The sequence below is a fragment of the Haloarcula marina genome, from assembly GCF_024218775.1.
Classification (GTDB): domain Archaea; phylum Halobacteriota; class Halobacteria; order Halobacteriales; family Haloarculaceae; genus Haloarcula; species Haloarcula marina.
In genome coordinates this window covers 1,900,282-1,919,106 of sequence record NZ_CP100404.1, presented here as the reverse complement: position 1 = coordinate 1,919,106, position 18,825 = coordinate 1,900,282, and the positions used below count along the sequence as shown (strand labels likewise).

16 protein-coding genes and 2 tRNA genes are annotated in these 18,825 nt (G+C 65.8%); 9 read left to right on the top strand and 9 right to left on the bottom strand.

Annotated elements, in window-relative coordinates:
* Nucleotides 1–20: 20 nt before the first annotated feature.
* Nucleotides 21–1,373 carry a RimK family alpha-L-glutamate ligase gene (locus NJQ44_RS10035; RefSeq protein ID WP_254271211.1) on the top strand — a complete coding sequence of 451 codons (1,353 nt, stop codon included), beginning with the start codon at nt 21–23 and terminating at the stop codon, nt 1,371–1,373.
* Here the strand turns inward: NJQ44_RS10035 and NJQ44_RS10030 are convergent, their stop codons facing one another.
* The 3 genes from NJQ44_RS10030 to NJQ44_RS10020 form a co-directional block, all read right to left on the bottom strand.
* Entirely contained in the window at nt 1,374–1,982 is a 609-nt protein-coding gene (locus NJQ44_RS10030; protein WP_254271210.1) for a DNA-3-methyladenine glycosylase family protein, read from the bottom strand. It lies immediately after the preceding gene.
* Nucleotides 1,983–2,027: 45 nt separating this feature from the next.
* The gene (gene epsC, locus NJQ44_RS10025) at nt 2,028–2,591 is read right to left on the bottom strand and encodes a serine O-acetyltransferase EpsC (RefSeq protein ID WP_254271209.1); all 564 of its coding nucleotides are present in this window, start codon (nt 2,589–2,591) and stop codon (nt 2,028–2,030) included.
* A gap of 214 nt (nt 2,592–2,805) precedes the next feature.
* Nucleotides 2,806–3,246: an Hsp20/alpha crystallin family protein gene (locus NJQ44_RS10020; RefSeq protein ID WP_254271208.1), complete on the bottom strand. Its 441-nt coding sequence runs from the start codon at nt 3,244–3,246 to the stop codon at nt 2,806–2,808.
* A gap of 272 nt (nt 3,247–3,518) precedes the next feature.
* Here NJQ44_RS10020 and NJQ44_RS10015 point away from each other — a divergent pair, with 272 nt between their 5' ends.
* Nucleotides 3,519–5,483, top strand: a complete 1,965-nt coding sequence (locus NJQ44_RS10015) for a 3-hydroxyacyl-CoA dehydrogenase/enoyl-CoA hydratase family protein (RefSeq protein WP_254271207.1) — start codon at nt 3,519–3,521, stop codon at nt 5,481–5,483.
* Nucleotides 5,484–5,669: 186 nt separating this feature from the next.
* Nucleotides 5,670–5,744 (top strand) — tRNA-Glu (locus tag NJQ44_RS10010).
* Between the two features lie 54 nt (nt 5,745–5,798).
* On the opposite strand, the gene NJQ44_RS10005 is transcribed toward NJQ44_RS10010, so the two are convergent.
* A complete protein-coding gene (locus NJQ44_RS10005; RefSeq protein ID WP_254271206.1) occupies nt 5,799–6,437 on the bottom strand; it encodes a hypothetical protein in 639 nt (212 codons plus the stop codon).
* Nucleotides 6,438–6,740: 303 nt separating this feature from the next.
* Here NJQ44_RS10005 and glmU point away from each other — a divergent pair, with 303 nt between their 5' ends.
* On the top strand, nt 6,741–7,922 hold the full coding sequence (gene glmU, locus NJQ44_RS10000; protein ID WP_254271205.1) for a bifunctional sugar-1-phosphate nucleotidylyltransferase/acetyltransferase: 1,182 nt from the start codon (nt 6,741–6,743) through the stop codon (nt 7,920–7,922).
* Nucleotides 7,923–7,988: 66 nt separating this feature from the next.
* Nucleotides 7,989–8,174, top strand: a complete 186-nt coding sequence (locus NJQ44_RS09995) for a DUF7576 family protein (RefSeq protein WP_254271204.1) — start codon at nt 7,989–7,991, stop codon at nt 8,172–8,174.
* Between the two features lie 27 nt (nt 8,175–8,201).
* Here NJQ44_RS09995 and NJQ44_RS09990 read toward each other — a convergent pair whose 3' ends face one another.
* The 4 genes from NJQ44_RS09990 to NJQ44_RS09975 form a co-directional block, all read right to left on the bottom strand.
* Nucleotides 8,202–8,756 carry a DUF21 domain-containing protein gene (locus tag NJQ44_RS09990; RefSeq protein ID WP_254271203.1) on the bottom strand — a complete coding sequence of 185 codons (555 nt, stop codon included), beginning with the start codon at nt 8,754–8,756 and terminating at the stop codon, nt 8,202–8,204.
* Between the two features lie 98 nt (nt 8,757–8,854).
* Nucleotides 8,855–8,929 (bottom strand) — tRNA-Glu (locus NJQ44_RS09985).
* A 67-nt stretch (nt 8,930–8,996) separates the two neighbouring features.
* Nucleotides 8,997–10,175 carry a helix-turn-helix transcriptional regulator gene (locus NJQ44_RS09980; RefSeq protein ID WP_254271202.1) on the bottom strand — a complete coding sequence of 393 codons (1,179 nt, stop codon included), beginning with the start codon at nt 10,173–10,175 and terminating at the stop codon, nt 8,997–8,999.
* A 50-nt stretch (nt 10,176–10,225) separates the two neighbouring features.
* A complete protein-coding gene (locus NJQ44_RS09975; RefSeq protein ID WP_254271201.1) occupies nt 10,226–13,333 on the bottom strand; it encodes an FAD-binding and (Fe-S)-binding domain-containing protein in 3,108 nt (1,035 codons plus the stop codon).
* 129 nt (nt 13,334–13,462) lie between these two features.
* Here NJQ44_RS09975 and NJQ44_RS09970 point away from each other — a divergent pair, with 129 nt between their 5' ends.
* From NJQ44_RS09970 to NJQ44_RS09955, 4 genes are read left to right on the top strand one after another with little or no spacing between them, the layout of a single operon-like run.
* Nucleotides 13,463–14,575, top strand: coding sequence for a branched-chain amino acid ABC transporter permease (locus tag NJQ44_RS09970; RefSeq protein ID WP_254271200.1), 1,113 nt, complete (start codon nt 13,463–13,465; stop codon nt 14,573–14,575).
* Nucleotides 14,572–15,855 (top strand): branched-chain amino acid ABC transporter permease, encoded by a 1,284-nt coding sequence (locus NJQ44_RS09965; protein WP_254271199.1) that lies wholly within the window; start codon nt 14,572–14,574, stop codon nt 15,853–15,855. Before NJQ44_RS09970 ends, NJQ44_RS09965 begins: the two co-directional genes overlap by 4 nt.
* A complete protein-coding gene (locus tag NJQ44_RS09960) occupies nt 15,848–16,702 on the top strand; it encodes an ABC transporter ATP-binding protein (RefSeq protein WP_254271198.1) in 855 nt (284 codons plus the stop codon). Before NJQ44_RS09965 ends, NJQ44_RS09960 begins: the two co-directional genes overlap by 8 nt.
* Nucleotides 16,699–17,454, top strand: coding sequence for an ABC transporter ATP-binding protein (locus NJQ44_RS09955; protein WP_254271197.1), 756 nt, complete (start codon nt 16,699–16,701; stop codon nt 17,452–17,454). Before NJQ44_RS09960 ends, NJQ44_RS09955 begins: the two co-directional genes overlap by 4 nt.
* A 27-nt stretch (nt 17,455–17,481) precedes the next feature.
* On the opposite strand, the gene NJQ44_RS09950 is transcribed toward NJQ44_RS09955, so the two are convergent.
* Complete coding sequence (locus tag NJQ44_RS09950; protein ID WP_254271196.1) at nt 17,482–18,825, bottom strand: ABC transporter substrate-binding protein; 1,344 nt, start codon at nt 18,823–18,825, stop codon at nt 17,482–17,484.

Genomic DNA, 18,825 nt, shown 5'->3' with positions numbered 1-18,825 from the left:
TCGCCACGTGAATCCCAGGTATGAGCGACGAAGACATCACCGTCGGCGTGTTGAGCCTCCACTCCAGCAAGGAATCGAAGGCGATTCTGAACGCCGCGGAGGAACTTGGCTACGACACGGCGTGGCTCCGCGAGGAGAACACCGCCGTTATGACCGAGGACGGCAAAGTTACCCTCGACCCCGACGTCGACGTTATCGCGAACCGTCTGCTGCTCTCCAGCGACGAGGAACCGATGGAAGGCGCGGGCCTCGCGCTGACCCTCAACCGCGTCGCCCCGATGCTGAACGAACCGACCGCGGCGATGACCGCGCTGCATAAATTCGCCACGGCGGCGGCGCTGGCGAACGCTGGCGTACCGATTCCCGACGCCGTGCTGGCGCTGTCGAACCAGCGCCTCAACAAGGAGCGTGAACGCTTCGGCGAGCGAGCGGTCTACAAGACGGCTATCGGGACACACGGCGGCGGGACGTGGATGGTCGACCTGAACGACCCGGTGAACGCCCAGGTCGGCGAGCGTCACGCCTTCCTCCAAGAGTTCCTCGAACACGACGACCAGCGACACCACGACCTGCGGGTGTACGTCGTCGGCGACCAAGTCGTCGCGGCGATGAACCGCTACGCCCCCGAAGGCGAGTGGCGGACCAACGTCGCTCTCGGCGGGGAAGTCGAAGACATGACCGGCCGCCTGCCCGACCAGGTCCGACAGATGGCCCTCGATTCCGCTGACGCTGTCGGCCTCGACTACGCCGGCGTCGACATCGTGCAGGGCGAGGACGGCTACTACGTTCTCGAAGTCAACCCGACCGCCGGGTTCCGGGGCCTGTTCAAAGCCAGCGGTATCAGCCCCGCGCCCTACATCGTCCAACTGGCCGTCGAACGCGCGGGCGGGAGCGTCGACGACGCCGAAGTCGAACGCCTCTCGGACCGTCTCGACGACTCGCGACCCACCGCGACGCCGCGGAAATCGACGACCGTCCCGCCGGAGAACGTCACCATCGGCTACATCGAGGAAGTCGTCGTCTCGGGGACGCGCGGGCACAAGACGGTCCTGGGGAAGTCAGACACCGGGGCCACCCGAACCAGCATCGACGCGGAACTCGCGGCCGAAATCGGAACCGGCCCGATTCTGGACATCGTGAAGATAAAGTCAGGGAGCGTGAAATCGGGCCGCTCGCGCCCGGTCGTGGACCTCGTCGTCGGTATCGGTGGGACGCAACACACCGTCACCGCGAGCGTCGAAGACCGCTCGCACATGGACTACCCGCTCTTGCTCGGTCGGGACATCCTCAAACACTATCAGGTCGACGTGAACCGCCGCATCGACGACGAGTACGACACGGACGCAGAAGAGGAAGAGCAGGCCGAAGAATAGCTACTCGTCGGCGACTTCATCGACGCTCTCGGCGACGTCCTCCTCGACTCGCCAGAGGTAGAGGCTCGCGTAACTCCGATACGGTCGCCACCGTTCTGCGTATTCCACCATCTCCGCGCGGTTGTAGCCCTCGCCGATGAGGGTAGTGAATCCCTTGCGGATGCCGAGGTCACCGACCGGGAACACGTCCTCGCGGCCGAGCGAGAACATCAGTTGCATATCGGCGGTCCAGTCGCCGACGCCGGTGATGTCGGTCAGGTCGTTTCGCACGGCGTCGTCGTCCATCCCCTCGAAGTAGTCGATGCTGTACCCGTGCTCGTCGAAAGCCGTCGCCACCGCGTTGACGTAGCGGGTCTTCTGACGCGAGAGTCCGGCGTCCCTGAGCACCTCGTCGTCCGCCGCGAGGACGCCCGCGGGCGTCACTTCGACGGCGTCGAACAGGCGCTCGCGAGTCGCGGCGGCCGACGCCATCGACACCTGCTGACGGAGGATGGAGACCACCAACCGCTCGAACAAGTCCTCGGCGGGGTCCAGCGTGAGTTCGCCGTGCCGGTCGACCAGCGGCCCGATGTCCGGGTCCTCGCGAAGCGTCTCGAATGCGGAGTCCATCGTCGTGGTACCGTAGCGGTCCCGGGAGAAAGAGTCTGTCTGTCGTCAGTCCTCGACCGCCGGGGGGTCCTCGGTGGCGGCGGCCTCGTCGCTGGCCTCCTCACCGATGGGCCGGGCGGGGTTGCCGACGACAGTGCTCTCCGGCGGCACGTCGTCGACCACCACCGCACCGGCCCCGACCGTGGCGTTCTCGCCGACGGTTATCGGACCGACGAGCGTCGCGTTCGCGCCGACCGTCACCCCGTCTTCGAGCGTGGGGTGGCGTTTCTCGCGTCGCATCGATGCACCGCCGAGCGTCACGCCGTGGTACAGTAGCACGTCGTCGCCGATATCGGCCGTCTCGCCGATGACGGTTCCCATCCCGTGGTCGATGAACAGTCGCTCGCCCACGTCAGCACCGGGGTGAATCTCGACGCCGGTGAGCAGGCGCGCCAGATGCGAGAGCAGACGGGCGGTGAGGGTGTGGTCCCGCGCTAACAGCGCGCTGGCGAGGCGATACAGCCAGACGGCGTGGAGGCCGGGGTACGTGAGGGCCACTTCGAGGCCGCTGGTCGCGGCGGGGTCTTTGGCGAGTGCGGTACGAACGTCGTCGCTGAGTGTGTCGAACATCGTGCTATCTTGTCGGGGGGTCGGTTACCGATGCCTCTCGGCCGAAAAAGAGCGGCACACTCAACAACAGCGACCGGACGCGGCGACGAGTCGCTGTCCGGTCCGTGCGGCCCAGTAGTCACGAGTGCTCCTGTGGCGCATAGCAGAGACTCCCGGACGAACGGGCATAAAACAGGTGGTAGTTCGTAGGGCGCCGCCGATTCCCCGAACGGCCTCACTCGATGTCGATGCGGTGGCCGTCGGTCGTCGGTTCCGCCTTCGCGATGCGGACGGTAAGGACCCCCTTGTCCATCGACGCCGAAACGTCGTCCTCGTCGACCGGTTCCGGGAGGCGAAGCCGCCGCGATACCGAGCGTTGCGAGCGTTCCCTGTGGATGTAGTTCTCCGATTCTTCGTCTGTCTCGTGGCTGTGTTCGCCCTCGATTATGAGTGTCTGGTCCGTGATGAGCACTTCCAGTTCGTCCTTGTCGAAACCGGGCAGGTCGGCGGTGACGACGAACTCCGTCTCCGCGTCGACGAGGTCGACCTGCGGCAGTTGCCCGTCCGGTGCCCACGTCTCGAACCCGCCGCCCCACCGCTCGGCGGCCTCCTCGAACTGCCGACTCATCTGTTCGAGCCACGACTCCATGTTGTCTAACGGTGATTGTCTCGCCATCGTCGGAACCCACACTCGACCGGCGCTTAGTTAGGACGGCCGTACAGCGGGAAAGCCCGCAGTGTCTCGATTACCGAGCGACTTCGCCGCCGATAAGCCGAGCTTTGACCCGGTCGAAACCCCGTCTACGGGCGAGTTTCGCCCTCGCGTCGGTGGCCCCGTCGGGTCGCGTCGGTGTCCCGGCATTAATGTATATTATCGAATGTAAACTCTGTCGTGGTTTTGTGACGAGAGAAACGTTGAAACGTGGGCCGACAGTGGGGATATATGTCATGGATTTCGAGGACATCGAGACGGTTGCAGTGCTCGGCGCGGGCAACATGGGCCACGGTATCGCCGAAGTGGCCGCCCTCGCGGGCTACGAGGTTCGGATGCGCGACATCAAAGACGAGTTCGTCCAGAGCGGGTACGACAACATCGAGTGGTCGCTGAACAAACTGGCCGAGAAGGACCAACTCACGCAGGATGAGGCCGACGCCGCGCTCGACCGCGTGACCCCGCTCGTGGACGTGGCCGAAGCCGTCGGCGACGTCGACGTGGTCATCGAGGCGGTCCCCGAGAAGATGGAGATAAAGAAGGACGTCTACACCGACGTTGAGGAACACGCCCCGGACGAGGCCATCTTCGCGACGAACACCTCCAGCCTCTCCATCACGGAACTCTCCGAGGTGACAGAGCGGCCCGAGCAGTTCTGCGGCATGCACTTCTTCAACCCGCCGGTGCGGATGCAACTCGTCGAAGTCATCACGGGCGCGCACACGAGTGACGAGACGCTCGACACCATCGAGCAACTCGCCGAGGACTTCGGGAAATCGCCCGTCCGCGTCCGCAAAGACTCGCCGGGATTCATCGTCAACCGCATCCTCGTCCCCCTGATGAACGAGGCGTGCTGGATAGTCCACGACGACGTGGCCTCCATCGCCGAAGTCGACTCGACGACGAAGTTCGACATGGGCCTTCCGATGGGGTCGTTCGAACTCTCCGACCAGGTCGGGAACGACGTTGGCCTCCACGTCTTGGAGTACATGCACGAAGTCCTCGGCGAACCCTACGCCCCGTGTCCGCTCCTCGAACAGAAAGTCGAGGCCGAGGAACTCGGGAAGAAGACCGGCAAAGGCTTCTACGACTACGAGAACGGCGGCGCGGACATCCCGACCGACGCGGGCCGCGAGGACGTGGAACACCGCCTGCTCGCCGTGATGGCGAACGAAGTCGGCAAACTCGTCGAGAACGACGTGGCCCCCGTGGCCGACATCGACGAGGCCGTGATGCTCGGCGGCGGGTTCCCCGAAGGCCCCGCGAAACTGGCCGACAAGGCGGGCCTCGAAACGCTCGTCGAGACGCTCGAAGCAGTCCACGACGAGACCGGCGAGGAACGCTACGAAGTCGCCGACGGCCTCCGCGAGGCCGCCGAATCGGGCGGCTTCTACGGTAGCGACGACGAGGACGCCGCCGAGTTCGAGAACATCACCGTCTCGTACCCCGGCGAGATGGTCGGTCACATCGAACTCGACCGCCCCCACCGGATGAACACCGTCAGCCCGGACCTGCTCGCGGAACTGGGCGAGGCGATAGACCTGCTCAGCGAGGACGACGAGGTGCGCTCGATTCTCCTGACCGGGGCCGGTGACAAGGCGTTCTCGGCCGGGGCCGACGTGCAGTCGATGGCCTCGAACGCGACGCCACTGGAAGCCGTCGAACTCTCGAAGAACGGCCAAGAGACCTTCGGCAAACTCGAGGAGTGCCCGATGCCGGTCGTCGCCGGTATCGACGGCTACGCCCTCGGCGGCGGGATGGAACTGGCGACCTGTGCCGACCTCCGCGTCGCCTCCGAGCGCTCCGAACTCGGCCAACCGGAACATAACCTCGGCCTCCTGCCCGGATGGGGCGGGACCGTCCGCCTCGCCAACATCGTCGGCGAGGGCCGCGCGAAGGAGATAATCTTCACCGCCGAGCGCTACGACGCCGCGGAGATGGCCGACTTCGGCTTCGTCAACGAAGTCGTCGGCAACGACGAACTCGACGACCGCGCGTTCGAACTGGCCGCCGACCTCGCCGCCGGGCCGCCGGTCGCGCAGCGCTACACCAAGCGCGCGATGCACGCTGGCCGCGACGACACGGACGCCGGACTCGAAGTCGAATCCCAAGCGTTCGGCCACCTCATCGGAACGGAGGACGTGATGGAGGGCATCACGGCGTTCATGGGCGATGGGGAACCGAACTTCGAAGGGAAGTAAGCCGGGCGTTTCACCGCTACCGCGGCGGAATCAGTAGATTCTCGGCCGGTATTTTTTCCGATTGCGGCCCGCCGACAGTTCTGCTTGCTGTCGGTTTGTCGGCCGACTGATGGGCGCGTGCCACCGCGGCACAGAGAGGGGCTATTTCGATGGGATTAAATTGATGCACCCGAGACGATAGAATGCGCTCGGTTGGTGTAGTCCGGCCAATCATCTTGGCCTTTCGAGCCGAGGACATGGGTTCAAATCCCATACCGAGCACATTTCTGTCGCGAGCAAGTTCGTGAGCGACTGCTGTGCGGGGGTGTGTCGCAGTCAGTTATCGGGAGTCCTGTCGGTGTCTGGTGTCACAGTCCCGTTCGGCGTTCTGGTGTCGCTTGGCGTGTTGGTCCCGTTCGGCGTTCCGGTGCGGTCCGGGGCATCGTCGGGAGTGCCGTTGTCGTCCGGGGTGCCGTCGTCGGTCGGAGTCCAGTCGTCAGTCGGCGTCTCGGTCTCCCGACAGTCGGTGGTCGGCGCGAACCGGACCCTGAGCCTGTTTCGGTTCGTCCCGCAGGCTTCGGTCGTCGACTCGAACGCGTACCACGCCTCGCGGTCTATCGACGTGACGTAGCTCTCCGGAACGCAGCACGTCGCCCGCGTGCCGTCGCAGTAGCGGATGCTGAAACAGACCACGTCGATCGCCTGGTTCGGGTCGTCGCAGGTGAATCTGGGCGTGAGTCCGGTCGAGTAGCCGAACTGCCAGGGTTGAGACTTCGGCCCGCCGGGGTAGCGGTTCGTGTTGTAGTAGCCGACGGCGGCTTGCTCGTTCTGTGCAGGGGGGCGGTCGGTCTGTGCGGCGGCCCGTTCGCTCAATATCGGTCCAGCGACGGCAAGTGCGCCGCCGATGCCGACGCCACGAGCCAAGACGTCACGTCGCGTCAGTTCACGCTCGTCTCCGGCAGTCGAATCCGTCATCGGTATCACGCTCCTACAGCGGTGCTGTGAGGGCGTTCGTCGCTTCGACGGCGTGGGCCAAGAAGGACCGCGAACGTTCAACCGTTCACGGCGTCCCGTTACCGTCTGTCGGTGGGCTTACTCCGGTGGAGTCGGGCGCTTTCTCGGTTCACGAACCGGCCGAAATGTGGGCGTTCGAACCCACAAACCGGGTATCCTCACATTACTGGCCAGCGCTGTGTCGGCACTCGGACTGATTTCGTGCTGTGTGTTCTCACGTGTCTCGCCGTCAACTATTTTTCCGGGCCGCGAGACCGATACGCCATGCAAGCAGTCCTTCTGACGGCGGGCGAAGGCACCCGGATGCGACCGCTCACGGCGAACACGCCGAAACCGATGCTCCCGGTGGCCGACCGTCCGCTCGTCGCCCATACGGCCGATACAGCCATCTCCGCAGGGGCCGACGAACTGATTTTCGTCGTCGGGTACGAGGCCGACGCCGTCCGCGCGTACTTCGGCGAGGAGTATCGCGGCGTCCCCGTGTCGTTCGCGGTGCAGGAGGAGCAACTCGGGACGGCCGACGCCGTCGACGCGGCGCGCGAGCATCTCGACGGCCCCTTCGCGGTGCTGAACGGCGATAACCTCTACGACGCGTCGAGTCTCTCGGCGCTGTTTGACGCCGCGCCCTCCGTCGCCGCCTACCGCGTCCCCGACCCGTCGAACTACGGCGTCCTCTCGACGGACGGCGACATCGTGACGGAAATCGTCGAGAAACCCGCGGACCCGCCGACCGAACTCGCCAACGCTGGCGCGTACGTCTTCCCCGAGGAAGCGAGCGAGTGGCTGGAAGTCCCGTTGAGCGACCGCGGCGAGCGAGAGATTACCGACGTGGTCGCCCGGGTCATCGAGGAGCGAACCGTCACCGCCGTCGAGGTGGACCGGTGGTTGGACGTGGGCCGCCCGTGGGAACTGCTCGAAGCGAACGAGTGGAAACTCGCCGAGATGGACCGGCGCATCGACGGCGACGTGAGGGGCGACGCCGACCTTCGGGGAACCGTCGTCGTCGAGGACGGGGCGGTCGTGGAACCCGGCGTCGTCGTCGAAGGCCCGGCGCTCCTCCGGTCGGGCGCGCACGTCGGTCCGAACGCGTACGTCCGCGGCGCGACGATGCTCGGTGAGGATTCGCACGTCGGCCACGGCGTCGAAGTGAAGAACAGCGTCGTGATGGCCGACTCGAACGTTCCGCACGTCTCGTACCTCGGCGACAGCGTCCTGAGTACGGACGTGAACCTCGGCGCGGGCACGCAAGTCGCGAATCTCCGCCACGACGGCGCGCCGGTGAAGATGACCGTGAAGGGGGACCGCGTCTCGACGGGCCGACGGAAGTTCGGCATCGTCGCGGGCGACGGCGTCCGGACGGCCATCAACACGAGTCTCAACGCCGGTGTCGTCCTCTCGACGGGGGCGACGACGACGCCCGGCGAAAGTGTCACTCGGGACAGATAGATACACTGTCTCGGGCCAGCGGCGATTATGTGGGATTAAGTATGGTGACTCCGACGCTCAAACAAGATGGTCGACCCCACTTCAGATCACCACGAGGATATCGACGAGGAGGACGCACCGAACTGCGAGGTATGTGGCGCACCCATCGCCAACGAGGTTACACATCGGGTCATCACGTGGATAGCGGACGATAGCGTCCAGACGGCCCACTTCTGCGACGAGGACTGCCGCGCCGAGTGGGACGGGGAGTAACGCGCGCTCTCGCGGACTGTCTGCCGATTACTTGTTCTGCGGTCCGGTCCGCTCTGTCGCCCCGACCGGTGTTTCGTCGTTTTCGTACGGTTGTTCGAGTTGCTGGATGCCACCGATACGCGCGGAGACGGTCCGCGTGAGCGTGTCGAACACGGCGACGATGGGGTAGAGGAGGAGTTCGACGTACCGAAGCGGTTTGACCACGCGCAGCGAGTACGACTGGGCGTGCCCCAAGCCGTAGGACTTCGGAAGTATCTCCCCGCAGACGAGGACGACGGTGCTGGCGACGGCGGTGGTCACTACGACGGCGACGCTGGGGTCGAACCGATCGACGAGCAGTGTCGTCAGGAGGCTCGACATCGCGATGTTGACGACGTTGTTACCGACCAGCACCGTGACGAGTAACCGGTGCGGATTCGACAGCACGTCCGACAGGGCCGCCGCCCGCGGGTCTGTCGCTGCCGCCGTCGCGACCCACTCGCGAGAGACGGCAAAGACCGCCATCTCGCTACTGGAGAAGAACGCGCTACAACAGAGGAGTGCAACGATTGTCGCGAGCGTCGGGAGGACGTGCATCGACATACCGACGGCAAAGCGCGCGACGGTGAAAGTCCTCCGGTGAGCGAACGGGGACCACGGACCAGCGGGTCGTGCGTCGAACAGCGGAAGGAAAGTGGGAGTGCTCCGTCAGGGATTCGAACCCTGGTCATCACCGTGAGAGGGTGATATGATTGGCCGGACTACACCAACAGAGCGTACAGTTACGTCAAGACGAGAGATACGTATAATGATTGCGCTTCAGCCCCGCCCTGTGGGGGTTTCTCACTCCTCTTCGAACGGCGACCCGGCGGCGTCGGGTTCCTGTCCGGCGATGCTGATGATGTTCTCTCGGCCGACGCGGAGTTTGCTTATCTCGCCGTCGTCTTCCATCTCCGAGAGGAGCATGCTGACCTTCGACTTCGACCACCCGGTGGTGTCGACGATGTCGACCTGCTTCATCCGCCCGCCGTTCTCCTCCAAGAGTTGGATGACGCGGTCGTTGTCGCTCAGCAGTTCCTCGTCGGAGACCGCTGGGTCGGCCTCTCGGGCGACGCCTCCGTTGGGGTCGCTGTCCGGTTCTGGCGTCTGTGCCGCGCTACCGCCGCCGGTCGTTCCGCCGTGGATGGCCGTCGCGGCGACGCCGGATCGCCAGATAGCCGCGACGACGACGCCGAGAGCGAGGACGAGCGCGCCAACGAGTATCTGCCAGAGGACGCCGCTGGTATCGTCGTCGGGACCGGCCGCGACGTCGGTCTGTGTCGTCGCCTGCGCTGTCGGCGGCGCGCCCTCGGTGGGCGTGTCGGGGACGACGGCCGACCGGGGGCCGAGTTCGACGTAGGGCCGCCGGTCCGCGAACGACGTTTCGCCGACCCAACTGACGCTCTCGCTGCGGGCCAACGAGTCCGGGCGACTCCGCGAGTCCGGCGGTGGTTGGGCCTGAACGAACGCGAGCGTCGGTCCGCGCTCGACGACGAACGACTGGTCCGGGCCGATGTAGAAGCCGCCCTCGAACACGTCGCTGACGACGACGCGGTCGCCGCGCGTGGTGGCGAACCCCTCCCAGAGGAACGACATCCGGACGGTCCCCGTGTTCTGGACCGGATTCGTCGTCGCGGTGCGCTGGAAGTTCCGGGCCGACATCTCCCGGCCCGTCGTGTTAGTCCCGTACTGGGTCAGCAGACCCGCCTGTTCGACGAAGTTCGTGTAGAGGTCCGTCTCGTTCCGCTCGAACGAATCGGCGAAGGCCTGGAACTGCTGTTCTTCGGACTCGTTTCGGAGGGGCGTCTGGTGCTCGATGGCCCACGTCGCAGAGCCGTTCGCGTACACCGTGACGCGGAACGTCGTCTCTTCGAACCCATCGGGCGTCTGGAGGCTGGCCGTGTCGGTCACGGCCGCGGCCGGACTCACGGCGGGTGCGACCAGCAAGACGACGGCGAGGACGCCGACGACCGGGCGGAACATCTACGTCATATGACCCAAGGACAGCATAAAAGCGCTATGAATAGGGCGACTTACCGCGTCGCCGGGCCGACGGCGTCTGCGAGTTTTTCGATGGGATGTGGCGGTTCTTCGGCGCCTGGTCGGTCGCCCAACTGGGTTCGACAGGATGCACCGGGCGCGACCACGGTGTCGCCGTCGCTCTCGTCGACTTGGTCGTAGAGGATTCTCGCGATGGCCTTGCTCATCGAGTAGTGCTCGCGCTCGTAGCCGAAGCTTCCGGCCATCCCGCAACACCCGGAGTCCAGCGGGTCGACTTCGTAGCCAGCGCGGCGGAGGACGCCGACGGCGTGGTGGTCTTTCTTCGTCGCCTTTTGGTGGCAGTGGCCGTGGTAGGTCAGCGAGTCGGCGGCCCCGTTCCAGTCGACGCTCGCGTCCAGCGCGAACCGGTCGAGGTACTCGCAGACGCCGAATGTGTTAGCCGCGACGGTGGTCGCCGCGTCGTGGTCGTGGCCCAACACGTCGAGGTAATCCGACTGGAACATCACGGCGTCGGACGGTTCGACGACGACCACGTCCCAGCCGTCCCGGACAGACCGTTCGAGGGCTCCGACGTTTGTCGCCGCGCGCTCGCGGGCCGTCTCGATGAACCCCTTCGAGTGTGCTGCCCGGCCCGACGCGGTCACGTCGTCGGGAACGGCGACGTGCACCCCCGCCGCTTCGAGGACGGCGACGGCGGCTTTCAGCACCGCGGGGTGGCTGTAGTTGTTGTAGGTGTCGGGGAACAGCAGGGCGCGGCGCTCGGCCGCCGCTTCGGGGACCTGCGGTCCGCGGTCAGCCCACCAGTCGACGAAGGATTCCCGCCGGAACGTCGGGAGGTCCCGCTCGCGGGCGATGCCGAGCACCGTTTCGGTGACGTAGTCGCTCCCCGGGAGCTTCTGGGCCAAGTTCGAGACGGGCGCGAGAGCGCTTCCGACCCGACTCAGCGTCTCGACGTTGGCGAAAACCTTGTCGCGGAGGCTTGCCCCGTGTTCCTGATGGTGGGCGTGCTCGACTTCCGTCTTCAGTTTCGCCATGTCGACTTCGCTCGGGCAGTCCTTCGCACACCCCTTACAGCCGATACAGAGGTCCATCACCTCTGAGACGAACTCGTCGTCCGTCGGGTCCTCCGGCAGGTCACCGCTCATCGCCTGCCGGAGCATGTTCGCCCGGCCCCGCGTGGCGGTAATCTCCTCGTCGGCCGCTCGATAGGTCGGACACATCACGCCGCCGGTCGTCTCCTGCGGGCCGCGACATCCGCCACACCCGTGACAGAGTTCGACCATCCCCTGCATCCCGTTCTCGTTGTCCCACGAGAGTTCGGGTTCGAAGTCGTACTCGAAGTCGTACTCCGGCGAGAACCGCAGATTCTCGGTCATGTCGACGGTGCGCGCCCGCAGCGGGGCTTCACCGGCCGCTATGGTCGCCTCGTCGACGCCGACGACCTGCCCGGGGTTGAGGAGCCAATCGGGGTCGAACGCCGTCTTCAGGTCCTGAAAGACGCCCCAGACCTCGTCACCGTACAGTTTGTGATTCCACTGCGTGCGTGCGCGCCCGTCACCGTGTTCTCCCGAGACGCTCCCGCCGTACTTCGTGACGAGGTCCGTCGCGCCGTCGGCGATGGCCGCCATCTGCTCGACGCCGTCGACAGTCTTCGTGTTCACGAGCGGACGGATGTGGAGACACCCCGGCCCGGCGTGGGCGTAGAAGGAGGCGAAGGTCCCCGCGTCGTCCAGCACCTCCTGGAAGTCCTCGACGTACTCCGGGAGGTTCTCGGGCGGGACGGCGGCGTCCTCGATGAAACTGATGTGTTTCGCGTCGCTGGTCCGGCCGAGCAGAATCGGCAGGCCGGACTTCCGGAGCTTCCAGAAGCGCGCACGCTTGTCCTCGTCGTGGGCCTCCATGCCGTGGAAGGCACGCCGCGGAGCGTCGGTCAGTCCCTCCGCGTCCGCCTGTGGGACCCCCGTCGTCGTCACGTCGGCGACTCGGTCGGCCAGCAAGTCCGCCACCTTCTGTTTTCCCTGCGGGTCGTTCTCGGCGTAGAACTCCACGAGCAACACCGCGCCGGTCCCCTCGGGGACGATTTCGTCGACCAACTCGCCGAACTCCTCGGTGTCCCCCGCGAGGTCCAACAGCACGTCGTCCAACACCTCGACGGCAGCGGGGTCGTGTTCCAGAATCGGGGCCACGTCCTCCATCGCCGCGACGAGGTCGTCGTAGGTGAGGAGGGCCAGCGCCTTCGTCTCCGGTATCGGTTCGAGCGAGACGGTGGCCTCGGTGACGACGGCCAGCGTCCCCTCGCTGCCCGCGAGCAGTCGGGCGAGATTGACCGTCCCCGCCTCGCCGTACTCGCCGTCGGCCTCCGCGACGAGGCGGTCGAGGTTGTAGCCGGAGACGTTCCGTTTGAGGTCCGGGAACGCCGATTCGACGGCGTCGTGTTCGTCGTCGACGACCCGGGCGACGGCGTCGTAGATACGCGCTTCGAGGGTGCCGTCGGGGTCGCCTTCGTCGCGGAGTGTCTCGACCGATACCTCGCCGAACGTCGTCACCGTGCCGTCAGCGAGGACGACTTCGCACTCCTCGACGTAGTGGTCGGTCTTGCCGTACTGGAGGGAGTGCGCGCCGGTGGAGTTGTTGCCGATTGCGCCGCCGAGCGCGGATTTGTCGCCCCACGCGGGGTCCGGCGCGAACTTCAGGCCGTGCGGTGCGAGTTCGGCGTTCAAGTCGCCGAGCGTAGTGCCCACCTGCGCAGTCGCCAGTGCAGCGTCCGGGTCGACCGACAGGAGCGCGTCCATCCGCTTCGAGAAATCGAGTACGACGGCCTCGTTGACCGTCTGCCCAGCGAGACTCGTCCCGCCGCCGCGCGGCAGGACCGGAATCTCCCGCCGTGCACAGTAGTCGACCACGGCCGCAACGTCCGAAGTCGACTCCGGAAAGACGACGCCAATCGGCGTCACCTCGTAGGCACTGGCGTCGGTGGCGTACAACTGCCGGGAGTAGTCGTCGAACCGTACGTCGCCGTCGATGCTGTCGGCGATGTCCGCGACGAGTGCGGGACGGGCGACGGTTCCGGTCTGGTAGTCGTAATCCGCTCGCTCGTCACCGGCCGGGTCGTCGCTCGGTCCCTTCTCGAGTGCGCCCATACGTTCGACTTCACGCGCCCGACAGTTAACCTGTCGCACACGACGCCGGTCTCCGGCGTTCTTGCCAGCGATTCGACGCGAAAACCATCGGAGAGTTATTTACGTTCCAGCGTCGAAGCAACCCCAAGCATGGGTATCGCCGAAACAGTCTCCGACGGTCGACGGTTCGCGGTCGAACGGCCCGGAACCGGTGTCGTCGCCGTCGTTCTCGTGTATCTTGTAGCCGACCTCGCGACGAAACTGATAGGGACCACCGTGTACGCGTTTGGCTTCCGAATGATAGGCGGGTCACTGACCGTCGGGTCGCTGGCGTCGATGGTCTTAGACGGAATCCTCGTCGGCCTCGCCGTCGGCCTCGCGGGTATCGGTCTCTCGATGACGTACAGCATCCTCGACTTCGCCAACTTCGCACACGGTGACACCGTCACCGTCGGCGCGTTCCTCGGATGGGTGGCCGCCTACGTCGTCGCTGGTCTCGGCACCGCCCCCATCGCGGACCTGTTCCTGTTCAACGGCGGCCCGCAACTGAGCCTCGTCTCGACGTTCGGCCCCGTCCTCCTCGGACTTATCGTGGCGGGCGTCGGCACCGTCGGCGTCGTCTTCCTCGTCGACCGATTCACCTACCGCCCGATGCGGGACTCGGGCAACATCTCCTTGCTCATCGCCTCTATCGGCGTCGCGCTGGCGCTTCGCTATCTCGTCGCGTTCGTCTTCGGGACCCAAACCAGCGGCGTCGCCTCAAGCGGCGCGCGCCTGCAGTTGGCCGCGGGCGTCGCCATCACCGACAACGAACTGACGCTGCTGGTCGTCTCCGTCGTCCTCATGCTCGCCGTCCACGTCCTGCTCCAGCGGACGAAACTGGGCAAGGCGATGCGGGCGATGGCCGACAACGAAGACTTAGCGCGCGTCACGGGGATTCCCACCGAGCGCGTCATCCGCCTGACGTGGATTCTCGGGGGCGCGCTCGCAGGTGTCAGCGGCTATCTCCTCGTTCTCGAAAGCGGCACTATCTCGTTTAACTTCGGCTGGATTCTCCTCTTGCTCATCTTCGCCGCGGTTATCGTCGGCGGCATCGGCTCTATCTACGGCGCGATGGCGGGCGGCGTCCTCATCGGACTGGTCGACAGCCTCGCCCTCATCTGGTTGCCGTCGGGACTGACTCGCGCCGCGGTGTTCGTGGTGCTCATCGTCGTCCTGTTGCTCCGCCCGTCCGGCATCTTCGGGGGGGTGACGACGGCATGAGCGCGATGGACGACGTTCGGACGCGGGTGGACGAACTCCCCGACGCCGCGCTCGTCGGGTTGTTCATCCTCGGTATCTGGGTGCTTCTCGCCGCCTTCGCGTTCAGCGTCGGCGGTGAGCAGGGAGCGAACCTCGCCGCCGGATTCATCGGGAGCGTGACCGTCCTCGTCGGCGCGTACGCCATCCTGACGCTGGCGCTGAACCTCCAGTGGGGGTACACCGGTCTGTTCAACATCGGCGTCGCCGGGTTCATGGCTGTCGGCGCGTACACCACCGCGATTCTGACGGCACCCGCGGACCCCGGGTCCGCTGGCGTTCCGGGCTTCGGCCTCCCCCTGTGGCTCGGCGCACTCGGCGGCATGGTGATGGCCGCCATCGTCGGGGGCATCGCCGCCCTCCCTGCCCTCCGCCTTCGTGCGGACTACCTCGCAATCGTCACCGTCGCCCTCTCGGAGATTATCCGGCTGTTCGTCAACTGGAACGGCGTCGCCGAGGTTGAACTGTTCGGAAAGCGGTTCGGCACCGGCGGGGCGACGGGTATCGCGTTCCCAGCCCCCGACGACATCGTGGCGAACCTCGTCAACGGCCTCGGCGCACCGCTGGTCGCGGCCGCCGAGAGCGTCGGCATCTCCGGACCGAACGTCGTCAACATCGTCTACGGCCTCTGTCTGTTGGTCGTCGTCGCCGGAAGCTACTGGGTTCTCAGCCGACTCGTCAACTCGCCCTTCGGTCGCGTCTTGAAGGCCATCCGCGAGGACGAACAGGTCACGCAGTCGCTGGGCAAGGACACCCGCCTGTTCAAAATCAAGGCGTTCATGATTGGCTGTGCGCTGATGGGGTTGGCGGGCGTCTTGTTCCGCGGGAGCGCGGGCTACATCAGCCCCGCGCAGTTTCGCCCGGCGATAACGTTCTACGTGTTCGCCGCGCTCATCCTCGGTGGCTCCGGGTCCAACACGGGGAGCATCCTCGGCGCGGCCACGTTCGCGGCGCTGTTGTTCTACCTCCCGGCACGACTCGGGGAGTACTTCCCGACGTTCGGGACGAGTTCGCCCGGTAACATCGTCGAGGCCATCGCCGCGCTCGGGTCGCTGGACGTGACGCCCATCGTCGCGTACACGGTGAGCAACGTCAGCACGCTCCGGTTCGTCCTCATCGGCGTCGTGCTCATCTACATCATCCAGCGCCAACCGGACGGCCTGATGGGCCACCGGAACGAACCGGCCGCGAGCGTCGACTTGACGCGGCCGCGCGCCGCTGACGGGGGGTCGGACGATGAGTAACACCAGCGCCGAAGCCGAGGTTGCAGGGACGGAACAGACGCCCGAGTCCGACGTGCCGACGACGAGCGAGGCCGTCGAATCACCGCTACTCGAAGTCGAGGGCCTCCGGAAGGAGTTCGGTGGAGTTACCGCCATCGACGGGGCCTCGTTCAAGGTCCAGCAGGGGTCGTTCACGGGCCTCATCGGCCCGAACGGGGCGGGAAAGTCGACGACGTTCAACTGCATCACGGGTATCCACGAACCCACCGCCGGGACCGTCACCTTCGACGGGCAGGACGTGACCGGATTCGCGCCCTACACGCTGGCCGAACGCGGCCTCGTCCGCACGTTCCAAATCGCCCGCGAACTCTCGGAGATGACCGTCTTGGAGAACGTGATGCTCGCGCCGCCCGGCCAGATGGGAGAGTCGGCGATTCGCTCCGTCGTGCCGGGCCTGCGCGAACAGGTCCAGCAGGACGAGATGGGCGTCGTCGAGGACGCGTGGGAGACGCTGGAGTTCTTCGAAATCGACCACCTCGCCCACGAGAACGCCGGGACGCTCTCCGGAGGGCAGCGCAAACTGCTGGAGATGGCTCGCGTCCTGATGACAGACCCCGAGATGGTCCTGCTTGACGAACCGCTGGCCGGGGTCAACCCAACGTTAGAGGAGAAACTGCTGGACCGCATCGACGAACTGCGCCAGCAGGGGCTGACCTTCCTGCTGGTCGAACACGACATGGACGTCATCATGAACCACTGCGAACACATCATCGTGATGCATCAGGGGAGCGTCCTCGCGGAAGGGGACGCGGCAACGATTCAGTCGGACGAACGCGTTCTCGAGGCGTACCTCGGAGGTGACGTATGAGCCAGCAGGCCCAGCGGTCCGCCGACGTGACGTTGGGAGACCCGTCCGAGAGCCTGCTCGCGGTACGGGACTTAGACGCCGGGTACGGCGACCTGCAAGTGCTCGACGGCGTCGACATGGACGTTGGTGAGAGCGAGTACGTCGTCATCGTCGGCCCGAACGGCGCGGGCAAGTCGACGGTGATGAAGTCCGTCTTCGGTCTGACGACGTACATGGGCGGCGAGGTGGTCTTCGACGGCACGGACATCGCCCAGCGGCGGCCCGACCAAATCATCCACGAGGGCATCGGCTTCGTCCCCCAGAACGACAACGTGTTCGGGTCGCTGAGCGTCCGCGAGAACTTGGAGATGGGGGCGTACATCCTAGACGAAGTTCCCGAAGACCAGATTCGCGCCGTCTACGACCGGTTCCCGATTCTCGAAGAGCGCTCGACCCAGAAAGCGGGCACGCTCTCGGGCGGCCAACAGCAGATGCTGGCGATGGGCCGCGCGCTGATGCTCGACCCGGACCTCCTGTTGCTCGACGAACCGTCCGCGGGGTTGGCCCCGGACCTCGTCGAAGAGATGTTCGACCGCATCGACGGCATCAACGACGACGGGACGGCCGTCCTGATGGTCGAGCAGAACGCGAAGGAGGCGCTGCGGCGCTGTGACCGGGGCTACGTCCTCGTGCAGGGACAGAACCGGTATCAGGACACCGGCGACACCCTCCTCCACGACCAGCAGGTCAGACAGGACTTCCTCGGCGGATAGCGACGAGCGAAAAGCGGATTTCTCGGACTACTGGTTCAGCGCGCTGTTGAGTTGCGAGGTGTACGAGGACTGCTGTGACTCGAAGCCGACCTGTTGGACGATGCTCCCGCCCACATCTTCGAACGCGGTGACGAAGCTCTCCTGGAGGGCTTGGCCGTAGCTGTTGTTGAGGTACAGCGTCGACGCCGTCGACGCGCCGAGTTCTTCGGTCGCCACCTGTGCGAGCACCTGTCCCTGCAGCGCGTCGCTCGGCGGCGTCCGGAACAGGAAGTCGTCGTCGTCCACGTCGGTTATATCGGGCGAGGTGGCCGACGGCGAGCACCCGACGACCTGATTGTCGACGTAGACGTTCCGGGCGGTCTGAATCGTCGCTTCGGAGCCAGCGGGACCCGTAATCGAGGGGAACCCGGCGCTTACCAGCGAGTTCGCGGCGTTGACGGCCGCCTGCGCCGTCGACTGGGTGTCACCGACCTGCGTCTCGATGGTCTGGTCGATGCTGTCGCGGAGTTGAATCGCGGGCAGCAGTGCGCCGTCGCGAATCGCCACGCCGAGCGGACCGAGGTCACCGGTCTCCGGTTGCAGGATGCCGAGTCGGACCGTCCGGTCAGCGCCGCTGCCGCTCCCCTGTGGTTCTGGCTGTGGAATCTCTCCGGAACCACCGAAATCGACGGTATCTCTCGTCTCGACGCCGTCCTCGGAGAAGCCGAACACCTGATACTGCGCGGAGGTAATGTCGCCAGCCTCGTCGAAGTTGACGTTGCTGGAGGCCCCTTCGTACTGGATGTTCTCCCCGGCGGCGGCCGCTTCGGCCGCTTCGGGGAGTTCCGACGGTCCGTAGGCCGTCCCGCCGGGGTTGGCGACGACGCGCATGTGGTCGCGGATGGCCGTGCCGTCGTTCTCCCCGGCCATCAGGTTGGCGAGAATCTGGACCGCCGAAGCGTCGTAGGCTTGGGAAGTGAACACGCCCACTTCCTCGTAGTCGAACTCCTCCAGGAACAGGTCGCCGAAGAAATCGACGCCCGGACCGGCCGCGGACGGCGCTGTCCCCTGCACGTTGGACATGTCGTTGCCCACGTCGCCGGGGAGACTGCCGTCCTGCAACCCGTCCGTGACGAGGATGTCGACGGTGTCGTCGCCGTAATCCGAGTAGAAGTCCTTGAACAGTTGGACACCGCTCTGTGGGTACCCAACGATCATCAGCACGTCCGGCGTCTCGCCGCCACCGCCATCTCCGCCGTCGCCGCCACCGCCATCTCCGCCGTCGCCGCCGTCGCTCGGTTGTGTCGAACAGCCTGAGAGCCCGACGAGGCTGAGGCTGGTGAGCGCGCCGGTGCGCTTGAGGAACGTTCGCCGATTGGTATCAGGTCCCAT

Coding starts and splice junctions, on each gene's coding strand:
- NJQ44_RS10035 (WP_254271211.1), top strand. CDS start 21: ATGAGCGACGAAGACATCACCGTCGGCGTGTTGAGCCTCCACTCCAGC.
- NJQ44_RS10030 (WP_254271210.1), bottom strand. CDS start 1,982: ATGGACTCCGCATTCGAGACGCTTCGCGAGGACCCGGACATCGGGCCG.
- epsC (WP_254271209.1), bottom strand. CDS start 2,591: ATGTTCGACACACTCAGCGACGACGTTCGTACCGCACTCGCCAAAGAC.
- NJQ44_RS10020 (WP_254271208.1), bottom strand. CDS start 3,246: ATGGCGAGACAATCACCGTTAGACAACATGGAGTCGTGGCTCGAACAG.
- NJQ44_RS10015 (WP_254271207.1), top strand. CDS start 3,519: ATGGATTTCGAGGACATCGAGACGGTTGCAGTGCTCGGCGCGGGCAAC.
- NJQ44_RS10005 (WP_254271206.1), bottom strand. CDS start 6,437: ATGACGGATTCGACTGCCGGAGACGAGCGTGAACTGACGCGACGTGAC.
- glmU (WP_254271205.1), top strand. CDS start 6,741: ATGCAAGCAGTCCTTCTGACGGCGGGCGAAGGCACCCGGATGCGACCG.
- NJQ44_RS09995 (WP_254271204.1), top strand. CDS start 7,989: ATGGTCGACCCCACTTCAGATCACCACGAGGATATCGACGAGGAGGAC.
- NJQ44_RS09990 (WP_254271203.1), bottom strand. CDS start 8,756: ATGTCGATGCACGTCCTCCCGACGCTCGCGACAATCGTTGCACTCCTC.
- NJQ44_RS09980 (WP_254271202.1), bottom strand. CDS start 10,175: ATGTTCCGCCCGGTCGTCGGCGTCCTCGCCGTCGTCTTGCTGGTCGCA.
- NJQ44_RS09975 (WP_254271201.1), bottom strand. CDS start 13,333: ATGGGCGCACTCGAGAAGGGACCGAGCGACGACCCGGCCGGTGACGAG.
- NJQ44_RS09970 (WP_254271200.1), top strand. CDS start 13,463: ATGGGTATCGCCGAAACAGTCTCCGACGGTCGACGGTTCGCGGTCGAA.
- NJQ44_RS09965 (WP_254271199.1), top strand. CDS start 14,572: ATGAGCGCGATGGACGACGTTCGGACGCGGGTGGACGAACTCCCCGAC.
- NJQ44_RS09960 (WP_254271198.1), top strand. CDS start 15,848: ATGAGTAACACCAGCGCCGAAGCCGAGGTTGCAGGGACGGAACAGACG.
- NJQ44_RS09955 (WP_254271197.1), top strand. CDS start 16,699: ATGAGCCAGCAGGCCCAGCGGTCCGCCGACGTGACGTTGGGAGACCCG.
- NJQ44_RS09950 (WP_254271196.1), bottom strand. CDS start 18,825: ATGGGACCTGATACCAATCGGCGAACGTTCCTCAAGCGCACCGGCGCG.